The 19,459-nt window shown below is 72.2% G+C and carries 20 protein-coding genes; 6 read left to right on the top strand and 14 right to left on the bottom strand.

Annotation, left to right across the window (positions count from 1 at the left end):
* Positions 1 to 3: 3 nt before the first annotated feature.
* Positions 4 to 1,104, top strand: a complete 1,101-nt coding sequence (locus CG740_RS18640) for a M20 family metallopeptidase (protein WP_100576286.1) — start codon at positions 4 to 6, stop codon at positions 1,102 to 1,104.
* 17 nt (positions 1,105 to 1,121) lie between these two features.
* Here CG740_RS18640 and CG740_RS18635 read toward each other — a convergent pair whose 3' ends face one another.
* Positions 1,122 to 1,499: an STAS domain-containing protein gene (locus tag CG740_RS18635; RefSeq protein WP_159030328.1), complete on the bottom strand. Its 378-nt coding sequence runs from the start codon at positions 1,497 to 1,499 to the stop codon at positions 1,122 to 1,124.
* Positions 1,500 to 1,787: 288 nt separating this feature from the next.
* A complete protein-coding gene (xylB, locus tag CG740_RS18630; RefSeq protein ID WP_100576284.1) occupies positions 1,788 to 3,254 on the bottom strand; it encodes a xylulokinase in 1,467 nt (488 codons plus the stop codon).
* Between the two features lie 227 nt (positions 3,255 to 3,481).
* Here xylB and xylA point away from each other — a divergent pair, with 227 nt between their 5' ends.
* Complete coding sequence (gene xylA, locus CG740_RS18625; RefSeq protein WP_100576283.1) at positions 3,482 to 4,651, top strand: xylose isomerase; 1,170 nt, start codon at positions 3,482 to 3,484, stop codon at positions 4,649 to 4,651.
* 38 nt (positions 4,652 to 4,689) lie between these two features.
* On the opposite strand, the gene CG740_RS18620 is transcribed toward xylA, so the two are convergent.
* Both CG740_RS18620 and CG740_RS18615 read right to left on the bottom strand, forming a co-directional pair.
* Positions 4,690 to 5,358: a hypothetical protein gene (locus CG740_RS18620; RefSeq protein WP_234376348.1), complete on the bottom strand. Its 669-nt coding sequence runs from the start codon at positions 5,356 to 5,358 to the stop codon at positions 4,690 to 4,692.
* A gap of 82 nt (positions 5,359 to 5,440) precedes the next feature.
* Complete coding sequence (locus CG740_RS18615; RefSeq protein ID WP_100576281.1) at positions 5,441 to 6,136, bottom strand: SDR family NAD(P)-dependent oxidoreductase; 696 nt, start codon at positions 6,134 to 6,136, stop codon at positions 5,441 to 5,443.
* Between the two features lie 206 nt (positions 6,137 to 6,342).
* Here CG740_RS18615 and CG740_RS18610 point away from each other — a divergent pair, with 206 nt between their 5' ends.
* A complete protein-coding gene (locus CG740_RS18610; RefSeq protein ID WP_100576280.1) occupies positions 6,343 to 6,942 on the top strand; it encodes a TetR/AcrR family transcriptional regulator in 600 nt (199 codons plus the stop codon).
* A 27-nt stretch (positions 6,943 to 6,969) separates the two neighbouring features.
* On the opposite strand, the gene CG740_RS18605 is transcribed toward CG740_RS18610, so the two are convergent.
* Together CG740_RS18605 and thpR are read right to left on the bottom strand one after the other, a co-directional pair.
* Complete coding sequence (locus tag CG740_RS18605; RefSeq protein WP_100576279.1) at positions 6,970 to 7,815, bottom strand: helix-turn-helix transcriptional regulator; 846 nt, start codon at positions 7,813 to 7,815, stop codon at positions 6,970 to 6,972.
* 63 nt (positions 7,816 to 7,878) lie between these two features.
* Positions 7,879 to 8,475: an RNA 2',3'-cyclic phosphodiesterase gene (gene thpR / locus CG740_RS18600; RefSeq protein WP_100576278.1), complete on the bottom strand. Its 597-nt coding sequence runs from the start codon at positions 8,473 to 8,475 to the stop codon at positions 7,879 to 7,881.
* 150 nt (positions 8,476 to 8,625) lie between these two features.
* On the opposite strand from thpR, the gene CG740_RS18595 reads away from it, so the two are divergent.
* A complete protein-coding gene (locus tag CG740_RS18595; RefSeq protein ID WP_100576277.1) occupies positions 8,626 to 9,939 on the top strand; it encodes an alpha/beta fold hydrolase in 1,314 nt (437 codons plus the stop codon).
* A 157-nt stretch (positions 9,940 to 10,096) separates the two neighbouring features.
* Positions 10,097 to 12,184 (top strand): NAD-dependent DNA ligase LigA, encoded by a 2,088-nt coding sequence (gene ligA / locus CG740_RS18590; protein WP_100576413.1) that lies wholly within the window; start codon positions 10,097 to 10,099, stop codon positions 12,182 to 12,184.
* Positions 12,185 to 12,241: 57 nt separating this feature from the next.
* Here ligA and CG740_RS18585 read toward each other — a convergent pair whose 3' ends face one another.
* Entirely contained in the window at positions 12,242 to 12,589 is a 348-nt protein-coding gene (locus CG740_RS18585) for a hypothetical protein (protein ID WP_100576276.1), read from the bottom strand.
* A gap of 270 nt (positions 12,590 to 12,859) precedes the next feature.
* Between CG740_RS18585 and CG740_RS18580 the strand changes: the two genes are divergently transcribed.
* The gene (locus CG740_RS18580) at positions 12,860 to 13,438 is read left to right on the top strand and encodes a hypothetical protein (protein ID WP_100576275.1); all 579 of its coding nucleotides are present in this window, start codon (positions 12,860 to 12,862) and stop codon (positions 13,436 to 13,438) included.
* On the opposite strand, the gene CG740_RS18575 is transcribed toward CG740_RS18580, so the two are convergent.
* From CG740_RS18575 to CG740_RS39690, 7 genes are all read right to left on the bottom strand, one after another.
* On the bottom strand, positions 13,435 to 15,510 hold the full coding sequence (locus tag CG740_RS18575) for a phosphocholine-specific phospholipase C (RefSeq protein ID WP_100576274.1): 2,076 nt from the start codon (positions 15,508 to 15,510) through the stop codon (positions 13,435 to 13,437). The genes CG740_RS18580 and CG740_RS18575 overlap by 4 nt on opposite strands.
* Positions 15,511 to 15,722: 212 nt before the next feature.
* Positions 15,723 to 15,884, bottom strand: coding sequence for a hydrophobic protein (locus tag CG740_RS18570; protein ID WP_100576273.1), 162 nt, complete (start codon positions 15,882 to 15,884; stop codon positions 15,723 to 15,725).
* 73 nt (positions 15,885 to 15,957) lie between these two features.
* Complete coding sequence (locus tag CG740_RS18565; protein ID WP_100576272.1) at positions 15,958 to 16,950, bottom strand: iron-containing redox enzyme family protein; 993 nt, start codon at positions 16,948 to 16,950, stop codon at positions 15,958 to 15,960.
* Positions 16,947 to 17,198: a CDGSH iron-sulfur domain-containing protein gene (locus tag CG740_RS18560; protein WP_100576271.1), complete on the bottom strand. Its 252-nt coding sequence runs from the start codon at positions 17,196 to 17,198 to the stop codon at positions 16,947 to 16,949. Before CG740_RS18560 ends, CG740_RS18565 begins: the two co-directional genes overlap by 4 nt.
* On the bottom strand, positions 17,182 to 17,880 hold the full coding sequence (locus tag CG740_RS18555) for a HemK2/MTQ2 family protein methyltransferase (protein WP_100576412.1): 699 nt from the start codon (positions 17,878 to 17,880) through the stop codon (positions 17,182 to 17,184). Before CG740_RS18555 ends, CG740_RS18560 begins: the two co-directional genes overlap by 17 nt.
* A 270-nt stretch (positions 17,881 to 18,150) precedes the next feature.
* Positions 18,151 to 19,098, bottom strand: a complete 948-nt coding sequence (locus CG740_RS18550; RefSeq protein WP_100576270.1) for a sensor histidine kinase — start codon at positions 19,096 to 19,098, stop codon at positions 18,151 to 18,153.
* Complete coding sequence (locus CG740_RS39690) at positions 19,095 to 19,244, bottom strand: hypothetical protein (protein ID WP_159030327.1); 150 nt, start codon at positions 19,242 to 19,244, stop codon at positions 19,095 to 19,097. The genes CG740_RS18550 and CG740_RS39690 overlap by 4 nt, the downstream gene beginning before the upstream one ends.
* Between the last annotated feature and the right edge of the window lie 215 nt (positions 19,245 to 19,459).

Below are 19,459 nucleotides of genomic sequence, written 5' to 3'. Positions count from 1 at the left end.
CGCATGACGACGCACAAGGCCGTCCCGGTGGGCGTGGACGCGATGATCGAGGACCTCAGGACACTCGTCGAGGTCGAGTCGCCGTCACGCGACCGCGAGGCTCTCGCCGCATCGGCCAAAACCGTCGCCGCCGTCATCGAGAGCCGGCTTGCCGGCCGGGCCGTCCTCGTCGAGAGCGCGGCCGGACCGCACGTCCAGTGGTCCGGTGGTGGCGATCCGAAGGTGCTGATCCTCGGTCACCACGACACGGTGTTCCCGCTCGGCACGCTCGCGCGGCGCCCGTTCAAGGTCGAGGACGGGCGTGCCACCGGCCCCGGGGTCTTCGACATGCTCGGCGGTCTCGTGCAGGCCGTGCACGGCATCGCGGCCCTGGAGGACCGGTCGGGTGTGGAGATCCTGGTGACCGCCGACGAAGAGGTGGGATCCCACGCCTCACGGGCCCTGATCGAGGAACGTGCCCTGGCCTGCGGCGCGGTGCTGGTCTTCGAGGGGGCGGCCGACGGGGGCGGCCTGAAGACCGGCCGCAAGGGCTGCGGCACGTTCCGCGTCTCCATCACCGGCCGCGCCTCGCACGCCGGGCTCGAACCCGCGGCCGGGGTCAACGCCCTGCTCGAAGCCGCCCACCAGGTCCTGGACATCGCGGCACTCGGCCGTCCGGAGATCGGCACGACGGTCACCCCGACCGTCGCCACCGCCGGCACCCTCGACAACGTCGTGCCCGCGCACGCGACCGTCGTCGTGGACGTACGTGTCGAGTCCGCCGAGGAGAAGGCCCGCGTCGAGGCCGCCTTCGCGGCGCTGGGCCCGCATCTCGCCGAAGCGCGGATCACGGTCGAAGGGGCGATCGGCCGCCCGCCCATGCCCGAGGCGGCCTCGGCCGAACTCTTCGCTCTGGCACGGCAGTTGGCGCCCGGAATCGAGGGCGTGGCGGTCGGTGGCGGCAGTGACGGGAACTTCACGGCGGCGCTCGGCGTGCCGACGCTCGACGGTCTCGGAGCCGTCGGCGGCGGCGCCCATGCCGACCACGAGTACCTGCTGGTCGACACCATGGCCGAACGCGCGAACCTGGTCACCGGTCTGGTGACCGCCCTGCGCGGCCGATAGCGCGACCGGCCCCGGAATCACGCGGTGCGGTGCGGCTGCTCGACGCCGTCCGTCAGCACACGGGGGAGTGCGTCGAGGATGGTGAACGAACCGTCCAGACGGACGATCCGCAGGATGTGGAGGATCCGGGGGGTCCCCCGGATCAGTCTCAGCGTGCCGCCCCGGTACGCCACGTGCTCGCGTACCGCGAGCAGCAGTCGGATGCCCCCGGCGTCCAAGAAGGTCACCGCGCGCAGGTCGAGCACCACATCGGCGTCGGCCACCCGGACCAACGCATGGACGCGGGGCCCGAGTTCGCGGTGGGCCAGCATGTCCAGCTCGCCGTGCAGCTCGATGACGGTGGTGCCGCCAACGGTGCGGGTCCGCAGCCAGAAGGCCAGTTCGTCAGCGCTCACGTCGCGCCTGCCTGTCTCTTGTTTCCCGATGCCTGGATGCCGCCCCCGACATCCGTAACTTCTCACTCTCCGTGACCACTTGATGGGCCGCGAAGCGGGGACTGACCGCAAACCCCCTGGTAATCCTCATGCCCCAACGATCTGGGAAACTCACCTCTGTGACGTTCTGTAATGGAACGAGTTTCGGACAACATGTCGAACCTCCGTGCGGGCAGGCCGACTTGGTTCCCTGGGGGGCCGCGATGCTCCCGGGACCGGCCGGCCCGGGACCGTCCTCACGCGCCACCGTCAGCCCGGGAAGGCCCGGTCGAGCACCGAGCCGATGCGCTCCCAAGCCCCCAAGTCGCGCTCGACCGGCGGCAGTTCCCTGCCGAGGCCCGCCCCCCAGCGCCGGGCGAGCGTCACGGGGTCGTCGCCGGTGACGGCCGACGCGGCGAGGGCTGCCGCGCCGACGGCGACCAGTTCGGTGCCCGTCGGAAGGACGAGCGGGCGTCCGGAGAGGCGCCGTACGGTCTCCACCCAGGTGCGTCCCTGGGCGCCGCCCCCGATGAGCCGCAGCGGTCTGGCGGCGGTAGTGGGGGAGCCGGGGTCGAGACCGCATGCGCTCAGCACCTCGTCCAGGGCCCGTAGCACGGTGAAGACGGCGCCTTCGTAGGCGGCGCCCAGGAGTTGCCGCGGCGTGGTGGCGTGGCGCAGGCCGGTGAGCAGCCCGGAGGCGGACGGGAGATCGGGCGTGCGCTCGCCGTCCAGATAGGGCAGGAGGACGGCTTCGCCGCCGGGTTCCGCGTCGTCGCGGCCGAGGCCGAGCAGGCCGGCGATCCGGTCGACGGCGAGCGTGCAGTTCAGCGTGCAGGCCAGCGGCAGGTAGTGTCCGTCGGCCGAGGCGAAGCCGTTGAGCACCGGGTTCTCCGGCCGGGTGCGGGTCGCCGCGAACACCGTGCCGGAGGTGCCGAGGCTCAGTACGGGGTGGTCCGCAAGTCCGGCGCCGCCGAGCCCCAGACCCACGGCCGCGCTCATGTTGTCACCGGTGCCGGCGGCCACGGCGACCGTGGCGGGCAGTCCGAGCGCCGTCGCGGCCTGCGAGCTGAGCGTGCCCGCGCGGGCGCCGCCGGTCGGAGCCACGGCGGGCAGCAACTCGGCATCCAGGCCGATGAGTTGAAGGATCTCCGGGTCGTACGCGCCGGTGGCCGTGGAGTACCAGCCGGTGCCGGAGGCATCTCCCGGGTCGGTGACGGCGGCGCCGGTCAGCCGCTCGGTGAGGAAGTCGTGGGGCAGCCGGACCGCCGCACACCGCTCGGCGGCCGACGGGTCGTTCTCCCGCAGCCACCGCCACTTGGCTGCCGTCATCGCGGCGACCGGAACGGACCCGGTCCGGGCGGTCCAGACCTCCGGACCGCCCAGCTCCGCGGTGAGCGCGGCGGCCTGCGCGGCCGAGCGGGTGTCGTTCCACAGCAGGGCGGGCCGCAGGGGGCGCCGGTCCCGGCCCAGGACCACCAGTCCGTGCTGCTGTCCGGCGACCGCGATGCCGCGAACCGCGGAAGCGGGCGCCCCCGACTCCTTGAGCCCGGCCGCGACGGCCTCCCGCAGGGCCCCCCACCACTGCTCCGGGTCGCTCTCGCGGGCTCCGTCCGTCCCGTCGACGCGGTGCGGGGAGCGCCCGACGGCGAGCGTCCGGCCGGTGACGGCGTCGGCGAACAGCGCCTTGGTGGACTGGGTGGAACTGTCCACGCCGATGACGACCGGGCTGTGCGGCATCCGGGCACCTTTCTTGCGGGCCGGCGGTTCCCGTGGGGCCGGCCGGGGGTGGGGTCATTTGCCGGTGGCGGGAACAAAACTGTCAACGATTCCATGGGTACTGGGCTGCCAAATTAGACGAACAGCCGGGGTTACGGAAGCGTCGACCGTCGTGCAGTATTTGGTAAGGAAGAAAACAAATAGGCCCGGCGAGGCGCCGGGCGGTCCGCGAGAAGGTGGCGACGAGAATGACGGAACGCTTCACCCCGACCCCCGAGGACAAGTTCTCCTTCGGGCTGTGGACCGTGGGGTGGCAGGGGCGCGACCCGTTCGGGGACGCGACCCGGGCCGCGCTCGACCCCGTCGAGTCGGTCCGGCGGCTCGCCGATCTGGGTGCGTACGGCGTGACCTTCCACGACGACGACCTGATCCCCTTCGGCGCCTCGGACACCGAGCGGGACTCGGGCATCAAGCGGTTCAGGCAGGCGCTCGACGCCACCGGCCTCGTCGTTCCCATGGCCACCACCAACCTCTTCACCCACCCAGTCTTCAAGGACGGCGCGTTCACGGCCAACGACCGCGACATCCGGCGGTACGCCCTGCGCAAGACCCTGCGCAACATCGACCTGGCCGTCGAGCTGGGCGCCCGCACCTATGTCGCCTGGGGTGGGCGGGAGGGGGCGGAGTCCGGCGCGGCCAAGGACGTCCGGGTCGCTCTGGACCGGATGAAGGAGGCGTTCGACCTGTTGGGTCAGTACGTCACCGAGCAGGGCTACGACCTGCGCTTCGCCGTCGAGCCCAAGCCCAACGAGCCGCGCGGCGACATCCTGCTGCCCACCGTGGGCCACGCCCTCGCCTTCATCGAGCGCCTGGAGCGCCCCGAACTGGTCGGTGTGAACCCCGAGACCGGGCACGAGCAGATGGCCGGACTCAACTTCACCCACGGCATCGCCCAGGCCCTGTGGGCGGGCAAGCTCTTCCACATCGACCTGAACGGCCAGTCCGGCATCAAGTACGACCAGGATCTGCGCTTCGGGTCCGGCAATCTGCGCGACGCCTTCTGGCTCGTGGACCTGCTCGAAACCTCCGACTACACGGGTCCCCGGCACTTCGACTTCAAGCCGCCGCGTACCGAGGACATGGCCGGAGTGTGGGCGTCGGCGGCCGGAAACATGCGCAACTACCTGATCCTGAAGGAGCGTTCGGCCGCCTTCCGGGCCGACCCCGCGGTGCGCGAGGCACTGCGCGCGGCCCGTCTGCACGAGCTCGCCCGCCCCACGGCCGAGGACGGCCTGGCCGCACTGCTCGCGGACCGGGCCTCCTTCGAGGACTTCGACGCCCAGGCGGCGGGGGAGCGGGGCATGGCCTTCGAGCAGCTCGACCAGTTGGCGATGGACCACCTGCTCGGGGCCCGGTGAGGCAGTCGCCGGGAGGGGCGGCCCGGTGAGGCGGCCGCTCAGATCGGAGTGGAGCCGTCCACCACATCGGACGGGGCCGGGGGCTCCATGGTCAGGGGTTCGTCGAAGCCGCTGAACGAGGTGGTGGTCTCGTGGTCGGAGCCCTCGTAGAAGATCTTGAGGATGTACGGCTTGCCCTCGGTGGCGACGGAGAAGGTGAATCTGCCGTTCCGGTCCGATCTGTCATGCACCACCACCTCGACCCCCTTGCGGCCGCCGACGGTGACCGGGTTCCCCTTGGCGGCTTCGCCGAACGAAGGGAAGGAATAGGGGCACGAGGCGAGTCCGTCCCCGGGCTGGGCCCTGTTCGCCGGCGTCCTGATCCAACGCCCCTTTGCCTTGTCGGCGCCGCGGCCCGCCTTCTTGAGGTAGGCCGCGTCCGGGCGGACGTAGTCCGTGTCACCGATGCGGATCTGTTCGAGGCTGCCGCCGGCGGCCCAGGTCGTCCTGTTCGTGCACCTGCTCTTGCGGTCCGTCGTCATGTGCGAGGTGTTGGAACCGCCGGCGGAGACGCCGGTGCTGTCGACGGTCACCCAACTGAGCCTGCTCATCGTGTGGTTGGCGTCGTCGAGCAGCTGTTGGGCGGAGCGTTCCGCGGGGGCGGCGGAGCCGCCCGAGCAGCCGGTCAGAACGGCCGCCGCAACAGAACAGACAAGGACAGCCCTCATGGCGATCGTCGCCGCACGCATGTGAAACCCCCGGGTGGTGAAGGGGTAACAGTAACGGAGCTGGCAGGCGCGGCCCGCCGCCCTACCAGGGCACAGGGTCGCCGTGGCGGTCAAGGAACCGGAGGCCGGGGGAGCCCGCCCGGGTCTCCAGGACGTCGACGACGGCCGGGACGCTCTCCCGGGGGTCGAGGGGCGCGTCGGGCCCGCCCAACCGGGTGCGGTTGTGGCCGGGGTCGATGAGGAGTTTGGTGTGTCCGTCGTCGCCGTGGCGGGTGGCATAGCTCCGCATCAGCTGGTTCAGAGCGGCCTTGCTGGCCTTGTACAGCTCGTAACCGCCCTCGGTGTTCCGTGAAACGCTGCCCTGCTCGGAGGACATGACCGCGACGGTCCCGCCGGGGGCCACCAGATCGCGCAGTGCCTCCAGCGCGCGCAGCGGGCTCAGCGCGTTGGTGATCATCACCTCGGTGAACATCTCGGTCGGGACCTGCCCGATGGGCAGATCGCCCCGGTCGACCGCGGCGTTCACGAAGAGCAGATCGAGCCGGTGGCCGTCCAGGCGCGCGCGCAGCGCGGCCAGCTCCGCAGTGCTGGTCATCTCCAGCGATTCGACGCGCAGCCGGCCCCCGGAGGCGTCGGCGGCCGTGCGCAGGGCCCCGCCCTCCTGGCGGGTCGTGGCCACAACGCCCCAGCCCCGTAAGGCGAGTTCCTCGACCAGGACGAGCCCCAGACCTCGGGATGCGCCGATGACGAGGGCCTGGCGCTCTGATGTGACGGACATGTGCGCTCCTTCGTGGTGGACGGGTTCCGCTGAGCGTAGACGAGACGTCCTGTCTGGACAACGCGTCCAGGCAGGAGGCCGACGGAGGTCCGGTGTTCCCGTCGGTCCTCGGGGCGGACCGGCCGGACACGGCGTCTGGCCGGAGTGGGTGGACTCGGCGTCTCGGCACCGCGATCGGCCGCGTCGTCGGCGGGTATCGTGCGCGTATGCCCGCCGCAAGTTCTCCCTCCCGCAGGCCCCACTCCGGCAATCGGCGCGACGATGCCGCACGCCTGGCGGTGCTGCACGCCGCGGACGATCTGCTCGCCGAGAACGGCTTCGGCGCGCTCACCGTCGAGGCCATCGCCCGCCGGGCCGGCGTCGCCAAGCAGACGATCTACCGCTGGTGGCCGTCGAAGGTGGAGATCCTCCTCGACACCCTCATCGAGGACAGCGACAAACGCATCCCGGTCCCGGTCGAGAAGCCCTCGGCGGAGAGCATCCTGCGCTATCTGCGCGGCTTCGCCCGCTTCGTCGCCCGCGACCCCGCGGGGAAGGTGCTGCTCGCCCTCATCGCCGAGGCGCAGCACGACGCCGGCACGGCCAAGAGCTTCCACCAGCGCTACCTGGGGCCGCGCCGCGCCCGGGAACGCGAGATGCTCACGCGGGCGACCGAGGCGGGCGAGGTCGCGCCGCGGCTCGGGGCCGATGCCACGATGGACGCGCTCGTCGGCGCGATCGTCTACCGCGCCCTGACGGGTTCGAGCATTCCCCGAGGCCTCGTGGACACCCTCGTCGACGACCTGCTCAGGCCGCGCGCGGACTGACCGTCGCCCGGGCGCGGCGCTCGCGCACTACCCGCCCGCACGGGGTTCGGGCTGCCGCCGGGTGGCGTGCACCGATCCGAGGAGGGTCAGGGCATGGGCCGAGGAGGAGCCCGGCTCCGCGTGGTAGACGACCAGTTGCTGCCCGGGGGCCTCGCGCACGTCGAAGGCGTGGTAGGTGAGGCTCAGCGCGCCCACCTCCGGGTGGAAGAACTCCTTGGCGTCGTGGGTCTTGCCGCGTACCGCGTGGGCCTTCCACAGCCGGCCGAACTCCGCACTGCCCTCGGTGAGTTCGGCCACGAGTGCGGGGATCCGGGGGCTGTCCGGTTCAAAGCCCGTCGCCTCGCGCAGGGCGGCCACGATCGCCTGGGCGGTCCACTCCCACCGGGTGTGGAAGTGCCGGGCCGCGGGGTCCAGGAAGGCCATGCGGGCCAGGTTGTCGGCGGGCTCGAAGGGCGCGTACAGGGCATCGGTCAGCGCGTTGGTGGCGAGCAGGTCGAGGGACCGGTCGATGACGAACGCCGGGGTGTGGGGGTAGCCGTCGATCAGCCGGCGCAGCGCCGCACCGACCGCCCGGGGAGCGCGGACAAGCTCACGGCCGGGAGCCGTACCGGTCAGCCGGAACAGGTGCGCGCGGGCATCCGGATCGAGGCACAGGGCACGGCTCAGCGCGTCGAGCACCTGGGGAGAGGGGTTGCGCTCGCGCCCCTGTTCCAGCCGGGTGTAGTAGTCCGCGTTCACCCCCGCCAGGACGGCGACCTCCTCGCGGCGCAGCCCGCTCACCCTGCGGAGCCCGTAACTCGCCATCCCGACGTCCTCGGGCCGCACACCCGCCCGGCGTGCGCGCAGGAACTCTCCCAGGCCGTTGTCGCTCATGCGCCCCAGGCTACGGCGACGTGGTGCGGGGCCGCCTGGGTGTGGCGCACCCAGGCGGCCGGCTCAGGGCGCGGCCGGGGACTCGCCGCCGAAGTGCCATGCCGCGACGTCGCCGTAGCGGATCGGCCCCGGTCCCCGGCCGATGTCGCCGGCGACCAGGTGCAGGCGCTCGGCCGGCCATCGCCGACCGAGGAATCCGGAGAGTCCGGCGGCCACCTTCACCACGCTGGACGGGTCGTCGCGGCGGGCCCTGGCCAGGGTCAGATGGGGGCGCAGGGGCCGGTCCTCGAAGACGATGCCGCACTCCCTGACCACGCCCCGCACATCGGCGGTGAGCCGGTGCAGCCCGTCGAGGTCCCCTTCGATCCCGCTCCACAGCACGCGCTCGTCGAAGTGCCCGCCTCCGCGCAGGGAGAGCTCCAGCGGCGGCCGCTGCGTCGCGAGGGAGCCGAGCGGCCGCCGCAGCGCCGGAATGGCGGTGACCGGCAACTCGCCCAGGAAGGCCAGGGTGATGTGCCAGTCCTCGATGCGGTTCCAGCGCAGCCTCGGGTACGCCGCGTACGCGGGACGCAGCGCGTGCGCCAGTTCGTCCTTGGCGTCGTCGGGCGGGGCCAGCGCTATGAACACGCGGGCGGTGGCGGCCTGGTCGAAATCGTTCACGTGGGACTTCGTACACCACCGGCGATCGCCACGGTGCCCCGCCCCACGGGGCCCGGGCCGCGACCGCACTGCGAGATCATGGAGCGGCACCGCTCCACCGAGCACCGTCCCGTGCGCGCCCCATCGCACCCGTACCGACCGAGGAGTCCCATGTCCGTCGTGATCCGACAGCCGGGCGTCGTCCTGACCGACCACCTCTTCCAGGTTCCGCTGGATCACGCCGATCCCGGGGGTGAGCGGATCGAGGTGTACGCCCGCGAGGTGGTCGCGGCCGGCAAGGAGCACGCGGAACTCCCCTGGCTGCTCTACCTCCAGGGCGGCCCGGGCGGACGGGCCGCCCGGCCGGTGGGCCGGGACACCTGGCTCGACCGGGCCCTGGACGACTACCGGGTGCTCCTCCTCGACCAGCGCGGCACCGGCCGGTCGACCCCCGCGACCCGCCAGACCCTGCCGGTGCGCGGCGACGCCGCAGCGCAGGCCGACTACCTCGCCCACTTCCGTGCCGACTCGATCGTCCGCGACGCCGAGCTGATCCGGCGCGCACTGCTCGGCGAGCAGGGCCGATGGAGCCTGCTCGGGCAGAGCTTCGGCGGGTTCTGCACGCTCACCTATCTGTCGCTGGCCCCCGAGGGGCTCCGCGAAGCGATGGTCACCGGCGGTCTCGCGGGCCTGCGCAGCAGCGCGGCCGACGTCTACCGGGCGGCCTATCCGCGGGTGGCCCGCAAGAACGCCGCTCACTACGCCCGCTACCCGCAGGACGTCGAGGCCGTACGGCGGATCTGTGAGCACCTGCTCCCGGCGCCCGCGGAGTTGCCCGACGGCGGCCTGCTCACCGTCGAGGCCTTCCAGTCCCTCGGCCTGATGCTGGGCAGCGGCAACGGCTCCGACCTGCTGCACTATCTCCTGGAGGACGCCTGGGTCCGGGGCAGTGCCGGGCCCGAGCTCTCCGACACGTTCCTGGCCGGGGTCCGGGCGAAACTCTCCTTCGCCGAGGGCCCCCTCTACGCCGTCCTGCACGAGTCCGTCTACGGGCAGCGGTCGGTGGACCCGGGGCCGACCGGCTGGGCCGCGCAGCGGGTGCGTGCGGAGTTCCCCGGATTCGACGCGGCCGAGGCACTCGCGCACGGCGAACCTGTGCAGCTCACCGGCGAGATGATCTACCCGTGGATGTTCGACACGGATCCGGCGCTGCGCCCGCTGCGGGAGACGGCGAAGCTGCTGGCCCGGCGCACGGACTGGCCTGATCTGTACGCCCCCGACGTCCTGGCGGCCAACGAGGTCCCGGTGGTCGCCGCCGTCTACCACGACGACATGTACGTCGACACCGACGACTCCCTGGCCACCGCCGACGCGGTACGCGGGCTGCGGACCTGGGTGACCAACGAGTGGGAGCACGACGGCCTGCGGGTGAGCGGCGGCAAGGTCCTGGACCGGCTGATCGCCATGGCACACGGCGAGGCGTAGCCGAAGAGGCGCGGCGGGCGCCGGGTCACGGCACCGGGTCCGGCTCGCTCGGAGCCGCGGCACCGGGACCCGGCGCACGTGCAGTCGCGGACCGGGGCAGTCGCCCGCGTAGAGCGGAAGGATGGCTTCCGGAGCATTGTCAGTGGCGACCGGCAAGATGTTCGACATGACGACACCCGCTGCACTTCTTGCTGATGACACCGCCTATGCCGAGGCCGTGGAGACCGCGGTCAAGGCCGCGGCCGCGTACTACACGACGGGCGAGAGCGTGCTGGACGACGAGGCGTACGACCGCCTCGCACGGGCGATCGCCGCCTATGAGTCGGAGCATCCCGAGCGGGTGCTGCCGGGCTCGCCGAGCGGGAAGGTGGCGGGGGGCGCGGCACAGGGCGACGTGCCGCACACCGTGGCGATGCTGTCGTTGGACAACGTGTTCTCACCGGAGGAGTTCACGACCTGGGCCGCCTCGGTGGAGCGCCGTATCGGGCGGCCGGTCGCGGGCTGGAGTGTGGAGCCGAAGCTCGACGGCCTGGCCGTCGCCGCCCGCTATGCCGACGGCCGGCTCGTCCAGCTGGTCACCCGGGGCGACGGCAGAGCCGGCGAGGACGTCTCGCATGCCATCGGCACCATCGTCGGCCTGCCCGAGAAGCTCGGCGAACCGGTCACTCTCGAAGTGCGCGGTGAAGTCCTCATGACCACCGACCAGTTCGAGCAGGCCAATACGGTGCGGACCGCCCACGGCGGCGCGCCGTTCGTGAACCCCCGCAACGGCGCCGCCGGTTCGCTGCGGGCCAAGGACCGCCCGTACACCGTCGAGATGACCTTCTTCTGCTACGGGGCGCTCTCCCTGCCCGCCACCGATCCCGAACTGGCCGACGCCCTGGGCGAGTTGACGCACGGCGAGGTGCTGGTCCGAGTGGCGGGGCTCGGCGTCCACACGGCGGCGGACACGCCGGTCCCGCCGCGCACGGCGTCCGGTGTGGACGAGGTCCTGGAGCGCGTGGCGGAGATCGCCGGCCTGCGGGCCGAGCTGCCGTTCGGCATCGACGGCGTCGTCATCAAGGCCGACAGCGCGGCCGACCAGCGGGACGCCGGATCCGGCACCCGAGCCCCGCGCTGGGCCATCGCGTTCAAGCTCCCCGCCGTGGAGAAGGTGACCACGCTGCTGTCGGTGGAGTGGAACGTGGGACGCACCGGCATCATCGCGCCGCGCGCCGTGCTGGAACCGGTCCGGATCGACGGCTCCACCGTCACCTACGCCACCCTGCACAACCCGGCCGACATCACCCGCCGCGACCTGCGCATCGGCGACCACGTAATGGTCTACAAGGCGGGTGACGTCATTCCCCGCATCGAGGCGCCCGTCGCCCATCTGCGCACCGGCGCCGAGCAGCCGATCGTCTTTCCCGAGGTGTGTCCGCAGTGCGGCTCCGAGATCGACACCAGTGAGCAGCGCTGGCGCTGTGTCCGGGGCCGGGACTGCCGGGTGGTGGCCTCGATCTCCTACGCCGTCGGCCGCGACCAGCTGGACATCGAGGGCCTCGGCACGACCCGCGTCGTCCAGCTCGTCGACGCGGGCCTCGCCGGCGACCTGGCCGACCTGTTCACGCTGACCCGCGAGCAACTCCTGAGCCTGGACCGCATGGGAGAGACCAGCGCCGACAACCTGCTCGCCGCGATCGACGCCGCCAGGCGCCAGCCGCTGGCCCGGGTGCTCGCCGCGCTCGGAGTACGGGGGACGGGCCGCTCCATGTCCCGCCGGATCGCCCGGCACTTCGCCACGATGGACCATCTGCGCGCGGCCGACGCCGCGGCGATCGAGCAGGTCGAGGGAATCGGCGCGGGGAAGGCCCCGGTGATCGTGGCGGAGCTGGCCGAACTGGGTTCCCTGATCGACAAGTTGACGGCCGCCGGGGTCAACATGACCGAGCCGGGGGCGACTCCGCCGCCGGCCGAGGGCGACGAGGCCGCCCCGTCCGAAGCCGCCGGGCCCCTGGCCGACAAGACGGTGGTGGTCACCGGGGCGATGACCGGCAGCCTGGAGAAGCTGTCCCGCAACCAGATGAACGAGCTGGTCGAACGCGCCGGCGGCAAGTCCTCGTCCAGCGTCTCCCGGCGCACCTCACTCGTCGTCGCGGGGGAGAAGGCGGGCGCGAAGCGGGCGAAGGCCGAAGAGCTCGGCATTCCCCTCATGACGCCGGCCGAGTTCGCGGAGCTGATCGCCGACTATCTGGACGAGGAGTAGGGGGCCCGCCCCGGCGGGTGCTGAGGACCGGGGCGGGCCGAGAGGTGCTGCCCCGGCTCAGCCCGGCGGACGCAGCGTCGCCCGGTTGGTCGTGTCGACGACCGAGCGGTTCCCGACGGGCTCCCGCAGGGTCGTGCCGATGTGCTTCCGAGCGATGAAGGCAGGACAGGGTTGGCCCTCATGGCCGGTCGACCGCACCCGCAGCGTGAGCGAGACGGTGCTCTCGCTCTCGCGGGAGGTGAGCCGGGCCGCCTCGCAACCTCCGATCAGCACGGTGGTGGTGACCGTGCGGCCCTGGACGGAGAAGCCCTGAAGGGGGACCGGCGCTTCCGCCGCGGCGCTGCCGCAGCCGGAGAGGGCCGGCCCGGCCGCGAGGGCCAGGAGCGCCGCGGATACGAGGGGCATTCTTCGATGCATGCCGCTGGGACGAGCGGCGCAGGATCCCGGTTCCCCGAGCGTCCCCGCTCGGGCTCGGTGCGCACGGTCGGGTCCACTACGCGCGGGGGCGGCTCGAACCGGCCCTGCGGGCAAGGGGATTGGGGGCACGGAAGTAGAAAAGGTACGTCCGGCCGCGGGTGTCCGGTCCGTTCGTTCGCCGGTTGTCGGGCGGGGCGTGCGGGCATTCTCGGTGGGGTGGGCCGCGGGGCGGCCACGAGCACCCTGGGGAGGAGTGCCATGGAGTGGGAGACCGACGAGTTCGGGGCGTCGCACGCGGGGCGGGCCGCACCGGCTCTCGCCGACGGCAGTGAGCCCTGGACGACGCACTTCGACGCCGACAGTGGCCGCCTCGGCTGCGTACCGGGCGACTGGTGGGCCTACGACGGCACCCTGCGCGCGCCGCTCGCCACCCATCTGCGGGGCGTCTGCGCGTGCGGCTGGCGCGGCACCGGTCTCCACCCGATCGACTGGTCCCGGGTGGAGGAGGAGCGACCGTACGACACCGAGATCCCCGGCCCGCACGCCGACTGGCAGGACCACATCGAGCACGTCGAGGCACGGACGGTACCGGTCCCGGCCGAACTCGACGCTCTGGTGGCCGAGTTGGACATGCGCCTGCGGTCCCTGGCCGACGACGCGCCGCTCGCCGCGCTGCGCGTCGTCGCGGTCCTGGAACGCCTCGTCGGCCGGGTCGGCATGGTCGCCGCCTTCCACACCCGGGCCGACGAGGTTCCCTGGGAATCGGTGGGCCGGGCGCTGGGCCTGACCGAACAGGAGGCCCGCTCCCGCGTGGCGTCCTATCGCCATCGCTCCTAGCCGGCCGCCGCACTCGTGCGCGCCGCCGCCGGCAGCAGACGGAGCGGCGCCGCGGCCCGGGCCATCGCCGGGTCGGTGACGCTCGTCGTGCCCGTCTCGATGTGCCCGGCGAGGCGACGCAGGAAGCCGTCGGAGGTGGTGGCGGTGACCGTCAGGTCGTACCAGCCGCTCGCCGTCGCGAACGAGGCGGAGACCGGGGCGGTGGCGGTGGTGTGGGCCGGCACCTGATAGGTCCAGGGGCCGCCGGTCGCGTACGCGTTGTCGGTGACCGTCACCGTGGCCGCGCTGCCACCGGAGTTGGTGAGGGCGAGGCGCACCTCACCGCGTGTCGTGTCGTAGGCGACGGCGACCTCCACCGATGCGGCGGTGCCGGCACAGGCGGTGACGCGGTTCCCGACGAAGCGGCGGTGGAAGCCGTTGGGCCCGTACAGGGACAGGTCGTAGGCGCCGGTGCCGGCCGCCCAGTAGTCCGAGACGGTGGCGCCGGCGCCGACCGTGTACAGCCAAGGGCCGTCCGTACGATAGGCGTTGGGGTACACCGAGTACGTCACGCCCGCGCTGCCGGTGTTGCTCATGTCGATCCAGAACTTGCCGCCCGCGCAGTCCGTCCGGCCGTTGGCGTTCGGCTGCCACGGCAGTGCCCGCGCCGGTTTGGTACCCGATTCCTGTGTGGGCAGGGCCTGTTGGGCCGGGACCTTGGGTGCGGGCAGCGTGGAGCACTGGGTGTTGGCGCCGGATACGTACCCGCTGGTGTCGGGCAGCGACGGCCAGGACGTGTCGGTCGTGCCGAAGCCGAATGCCGAGGTCAGGTCGCCGCTCACCGCCCGCCGCCAGGCGCTGATGTTGGGTTCGTGGACGCCGAAGCGCTGCTCCAGGAAGCGGATCACCGAGGTGTGGTCGAAGACCTGGGAGCAGACGTAACCGCCCCTGGTCCAGGGTGAGACGACGATCAGGGGAACACGCGGGCCCATGCCGATCGCCTTGCCGCCGGATATCTCGCCGGTCGTGCTGACCGAGCTGATGCCCTGGCTTGAGGTGGCGGGCGGGACGGGCGGCGGCACGTGGTCGAAGAAGCCGCCGTTCTCGTCGTAGTTGAGGACGAAGGCGGTTTTCGACCAGGTGCCCTGGTTCGCGGCCAGGGCCGCGAGCAGGCGGGCCGAGAGGTCCTCGCCCCAGGCCGGCTTGTAGTTCGCGTGCTCGGACTGCGCGGCCGGCGCGATGATCCACGACACCTGGGGCAGGGTGCCCGCGGCGATGTCCTTCGCGAAGGCGGTCACGAGGTCCGGGACGGTCGCCATGCCCTTGTCGTGCAGGGCCGATCCGGCCTTCGCCTGCTTGAAGTTGGCGAACCAGGCGAGTGCGTTGTCGTCGAAGTTGTCGCTCTGCTGGTAGATCTTCCAGCTGATCCCGGCCGCTTCGAGGCGTTCCGCGTAGGTGGTCCAGGTGAACCCGGCCGAGGGCTCGGTGTTGTCGAGCACCGCGCTCTGCCCCACGGACAGCCCGTTCGAGCCGGTGAACAGATGCAGCCGGTTCGGGTTGGTCTGGGTCAGCGTCGAGCAGAAATAGTGGTCGCAGACGGTGAACGCGTCGGCGAGCGCGTAGTAGAACGGCAGGTCGGCGCGGTTGAAGTAACCCATGCCGAGACCCGGGGTGCGTGCGGTGTTCCAGGCGTCGTACTTGCCGTTGTGCCAGATGGCGGTGTCCACCGGGTAGCTCATGGCGGGTGCGTCGGCGCAGATGGCGCTGGTCGTCGCGGTGTCCATGTGGAAGGGGAGAATGTGTCCGTCGGCGTTCGAGTACGGCTGGTGGAACACGGACTTTCCGCTCGGCAGGCCGATGGCGTTGCGGTCGGCGAAGCCCCGCACGCCCTTCATCGACCCGTAGTAGTGGTCGAACGCCCGGTTCTCCTGCATGAAGACGACCACGTGCTGGATGTCGTCGATGCTGCCGCCGCTGACGGCGGGCGCGGCCAGTGCTTGCTGGAGGGAGTCCGGCAGCGCGGACAGCGCCGCCGCGCTGCCGGTGGCGCCTGCCGCCATGCTGATGAATCTGCGTCGGGACACGGGGCCCATGGCACTCCTTGGGGTGAGGGCAGCCGACCGCACGCGGTGAACTGACCTGCGGGGGAGGGGAGTTGACGGAACGGCCGCACGACGAGGGTTTCTGTCGTGCGGCCGTCGCGTCTGCGCATGAGCCTGCTGCCACCGGGTGGCCGCCGGTCGCGGCTTGCCTGTCCGGAACAGAAACAGGCCTTGAAGACTGGGCTAGTCCCGTTATGGGTTCGTTACCAGCGATACCAGCGGCCGCTGCCGTTCTTCGGCCGGGCGATGAAGCCGATCAGCCACAGGACCAGCACGACGATCGCGATCCACCACAGGATCTTCAGCGCGAAACCCGCGCCGAAGAGGATCAGTACCAGGAGTAGGACAAGAAGGAGCGGGACCATCGTGATCAGCCTCCAGGCCGTCGGGTATCGCCCATTGTGCGGTGCTCTGTGGTGGTTCGCACCCTGTGATCCTTTAGGCCGTGATGGTGCGGCCCTCGTACAGGGCCGAGCGCCCCGTGCCCCAGACGGTGAGGAGGTGCCCGGCCAGACGGTCCTCGACCAGGACGGTGGCGTCGGCGCCGAACGCGATGTCGGCGTCGAGGGAGGGCTCGTCGGCCAGGAGGCCGGCCACCACCTCGTGCCGCACCACTTGTTCGTGCACCGCGTCCGCCTCGACGTGCTCCGCGTAGAAGTGTTCGGCGGCCGGGCCCGCGTCGAGGCGGCGCATCGCGGCGGCGAGACGGCGCGAGCCGGGGGACGAGGTGATCTCCACGGCCGCGAAATGGCCGACCAGGGCCCCGCGCAGAGCCCGGTGCAGACCGAAGAGCGACATGAGGTTGACCGTCACCAATGCCTCGGCCGGAGCCTCGTCGACATGGCGGCCGTAGCCGGAGTCCAGACCGAGGTCGTCCATCAGGTTCGCGAAGAGCCGGGAGTGGATGCGGTCGGCGTGCCCCGCACCGAACTCGTCGTACTCGATGGCGACCATGCCCGCCTTGGCGCGCCCGCGCAGCCGGGGCACCACCCACAGATGGGGGTCGGCCTCCTTGAGGTGGTAGAGCGAGCGGAGCTTCACGTACTCCCGCATCTGCCACAACTCCCCGTCGTGGGCCAGGTGGTGGCTGACGCTTCCGGTCGCCTCGACGGGCTCGACGAGGAGTTCGTCGAGCGCTTCCTGTGCGGTGCGGCCTCGGGGGGTGTCGGCGCGCAGCGCGGACAGGAAGGAGCGCTCCAGAGCGCGGCGCAGGGTCAGCAGAGGCGGATCCCATTCGAGTTCGTCGGACACACCCTCGAAACCGCGGTAGTGCAGCTCGTACAGCGTGTACAGGGCGAGTTGGAGATCGTCGCCGTACGGGTCGGCAGCGTCGACGGCCGCGCTGTCGGGCAGCGTGGCGTCCGGACCGTGGCCCAGCGCGGCGATGGCGGCGTGGGACAAGGGCCCGCGTGGAGTGGGCAGGGCGGTCACGGGGTGCTCTCCCGGGCGTCGGTGGTGCCGGGGTGGCGGACCCGGCGGCGGTGGCTGGTGTCGCACCAGGGCGGGGTGCGGGTGCGCCGGCACAGGCAGACGGCGACGACGAAGCGGTCCGAGCGGGCCACCGTGCCGTCGGCCGCCGTCACCTCGACCGGGCCCTCGATCAGGACGGGTCCCTCGGGGTCGACGGTGACTCGCCGTGCCGCGACGGCGGTGTCGGGCTGTTCAGACGCGTTCGGCACGGATCACCACCAGCTCCTCCATCGTCTCGTCCGGGCCCACCAGGCCCCGGGCGCGCAACCAGCCGAGGCGCGAGCGCAGGACCGGCCCGTAGGGAATGAGCTCCCGGTCGGCCACCTTGGTCCGCATACCGGCCGCCTCCAGCATGTCCAGCGTCGCATCGGTGCCGCTCAGGGCGGAGTGCACGAGGAGGAGCACTCCGTGCGGTCCGAGGAGGGCGGGCGCGGCCCTGCCGAGCTGGTCGAGTACATGACGGCCGTCGACGCCGGCGTCCCAGGCCCGCGCGGCACCGCCGGTGGGTGGCCGACGGCGGGGGGCCGGCACATAGGGCGGGTTGCTGAGGATCAGGTCGAAGCGGCGGCCGGCGAGATCCTCGACACGGCCCCGGCGGGCGGTGACCGGGAGGCCCGCGCGCCGGGCGTTGATCCGGGTGCTCCACACCGCCCGCCGCGAGACGTCGAGAGCCGTGACGTGTGCGCCGAGGTGCGCCGCGTACAGCGCGAGGGCGCCGCTGCCGGTCCCGATGTCGAGGACGTCCAGGCCGGTCAGCGAGCCCTCGTGGCGCAGCGCCGCGGCGAGCAGCCGGGTGTCGTGCTGCGGGGCGTAGACCCCGGGCAGGCGCCAGAGCCGGTTCACCGCGGTGAACCGTGCCAGGGGCGCGTCAGGGCTGAGCAAACGTGCCATGGGGGCCTCGCTGAGCGGGTCGGTGAAGCGATTGCCGCAGGAATCGAGGAAGGGGTGTTCCACCAACCTTCCTCACTTTCCGCGGTGCGTCCATTCGAGTCGTCACAGTGCGTACACCGTGGCCGACAGGGTGCCCCCGGAAGCCCCCTTGATGCGGGGCGGGCGGGAGATTCCCACGGGGCGGACGTGCCGGGGGAGGCGGCGGGGTCGGGGGTGGGTTCAGAGGGTGGGTTCAGGAATGCGTTCAGAGGGTGGGTTCAGGGAGTGGGTTCAGGCGGCCGAGATGTGCAGCCGCAGGGTGAGGCCCGTGTCGTGGGCGCGTACCTCGACGAGGTCGCACAGCTGGTGGATCATCCACAGGCCGCGCCCGCCGTCGCTGGACGCCGGGGAGGGCCGCCGGCGTCCGGCCAGCGGGTCGGTCAGCCGGCCGCCGTCACGGATCTCCGCCACCGCGGTACCTTGCCCGGCGGTCCACAGTCGCAGGCCGCCGCTTCCGCCGCCGTGGGCGACGGAATTGGCGGCGGCCTCGTTGACGGCGATGACGAAGTCCCCGCGGCGCAGGGGGGACAGGCCGGTCCCCCGCACCCAGGCGTCGATTCGCTCACGGACCTCGCCGAGACGGCCGCCCGTATACGCCAACTCCACGTCGACGGCGGCCGGTTCGGGCAGCGGAGGGTCGCAGTCCGCGCAGACGACCTCGGCGGGGACGTAGGCGGGGCTGGAGCGGACGTGGCTGCCCTCGATGAGGGTCGGATGGGTGCGTCTCGCGTCGTCCATCACCGACGAGGGCAGCGTCGCGGTGTCGTACAGGCACAGAACGGTGGCCGTGCGGTCGGTGAACGCGGTGTTGATCAGGGCCTCGTGGCGGGTCGCCTCCAGGATCTCGGCCGGCGAACGGCCCGCCCAGATCGGCTCCCCTATGATCCGGGCGGCCCGGCCGGGGTACTGGTCGGCGAAGCCCTGGAGGGCGGCGAGGATGCGGCCGGGGTTGCGGCCCAGTTCGGTCATGTCGGCGAAGTCGACGGCCGCGGCGTCCATGCCGAGGTCCTCGCGCAGGGCGTCGAGACGCGGCCCCGGGACGGCGACGAACACCGGCTCGTCCGCCGCGAGCGCGCTCCGCACGAAGCGGCCCGTCCCGCGCACGTACTCGTCGAGGTTCCGGTAGAAGAGCGCGGGGTGGTCGAAGGCCGCCGCGTCCGGACACATGGTGCCGGTCATACGGGTGCCTCCGCCGCGGCACACCGGCCGGCTGCCCGGCTCGGCGCCGCGCCGGGTCGCGTCGTCGCCACCTCGGGCAGGGCGGAGACGGTGACGGAGCACCCGCCGCGGGAGGACGTCGCGGCGAGGCCATGGGATGTCGACATATGGCCTCCTTCTCGGCGGCGACACGGCAGGGGAACGGTGCTGAGCCTAGCTCCCCCGGTCCGCCGGTGCCCGGAGTCCACCAGGTCAGGACAGTTTCGGCGGCCCGGCCCGGCGGGTCCGAGCGGTGGGATAACCTCCTCGGCGGTACGTGCGCGCCCGGTGTGGATCTCGTGAGGTCCATGTGCCAGCCACGTATCAAGAGGGCGACCATGGC

It is taken from the genome of Streptomyces sp. CB01201 (assembly GCF_002803085.1).
Taxonomy (GTDB): Bacteria; Actinomycetota; Actinomycetes; order Streptomycetales; family Streptomycetaceae; genus Streptomyces; species Streptomyces hundungensis.
Note: the sequence above shows the minus strand (reverse complement) of the source record. Positions and strands in the feature narration are given on the sequence as shown.

Excerpts from the sequence above, each read along its gene's own strand:
- xylB (WP_100576284.1), bottom strand. The coding sequence starts at position 3,254 with ATGCCGCACAGCCCGGTCGTCATCGGCGTGGACAGTTCCACCCAGTCC.
- CG740_RS18610 (WP_100576280.1), top strand. The coding sequence starts at position 6,343 with ATGCCCGCCGCAAGTTCTCCCTCCCGCAGGCCCCACTCCGGCAATCGG.
- ligA (WP_100576413.1), top strand. The coding sequence starts at position 10,097 with ATGTTCGACATGACGACACCCGCTGCACTTCTTGCTGATGACACCGCC.
- CG740_RS18580 (WP_100576275.1), top strand. The coding sequence starts at position 12,860 with ATGGAGTGGGAGACCGACGAGTTCGGGGCGTCGCACGCGGGGCGGGCC.
- CG740_RS18575 (WP_100576274.1), bottom strand. The coding sequence starts at position 15,510 with ATGGGCCCCGTGTCCCGACGCAGATTCATCAGCATGGCGGCAGGCGCC.
- CG740_RS39690 (WP_159030327.1), bottom strand. The coding sequence starts at position 19,244 with ATGTCGACATCCCATGGCCTCGCCGCGACGTCCTCCCGCGGCGGGTGC.
- CG740_RS18595 (WP_100576277.1), top strand. The coding sequence starts at position 8,626 with ATGTCCGTCGTGATCCGACAGCCGGGCGTCGTCCTGACCGACCACCTC.
- CG740_RS18585 (WP_100576276.1), bottom strand. The coding sequence starts at position 12,589 with ATGCCCCTCGTATCCGCGGCGCTCCTGGCCCTCGCGGCCGGGCCGGCC.
- CG740_RS18550 (WP_100576270.1), bottom strand. The coding sequence starts at position 19,098 with ATGACCGGCACCATGTGTCCGGACGCGGCGGCCTTCGACCACCCCGCG.
- CG740_RS18570 (WP_100576273.1), bottom strand. The coding sequence starts at position 15,884 with ATGGTCCCGCTCCTTCTTGTCCTACTCCTGGTACTGATCCTCTTCGGC.
- CG740_RS18620 (WP_234376348.1), bottom strand. The coding sequence starts at position 5,358 with ATGAGGGCTGTCCTTGTCTGTTCTGTTGCGGCGGCCGTTCTGACCGGC.
- CG740_RS18555 (WP_100576412.1), bottom strand. The coding sequence starts at position 17,880 with ATGGCACGTTTGCTCAGCCCTGACGCGCCCCTGGCACGGTTCACCGCG.
- CG740_RS18605 (WP_100576279.1), bottom strand. The coding sequence starts at position 7,815 with ATGAGCGACAACGGCCTGGGAGAGTTCCTGCGCGCACGCCGGGCGGGT.
- CG740_RS18615 (WP_100576281.1), bottom strand. The coding sequence starts at position 6,136 with ATGTCCGTCACATCAGAGCGCCAGGCCCTCGTCATCGGCGCATCCCGA.
- CG740_RS18640 (WP_100576286.1), top strand. The coding sequence starts at position 4 with ATGACGACGCACAAGGCCGTCCCGGTGGGCGTGGACGCGATGATCGAG.
- xylA (WP_100576283.1), top strand. The coding sequence starts at position 3,482 with ATGACGGAACGCTTCACCCCGACCCCCGAGGACAAGTTCTCCTTCGGG.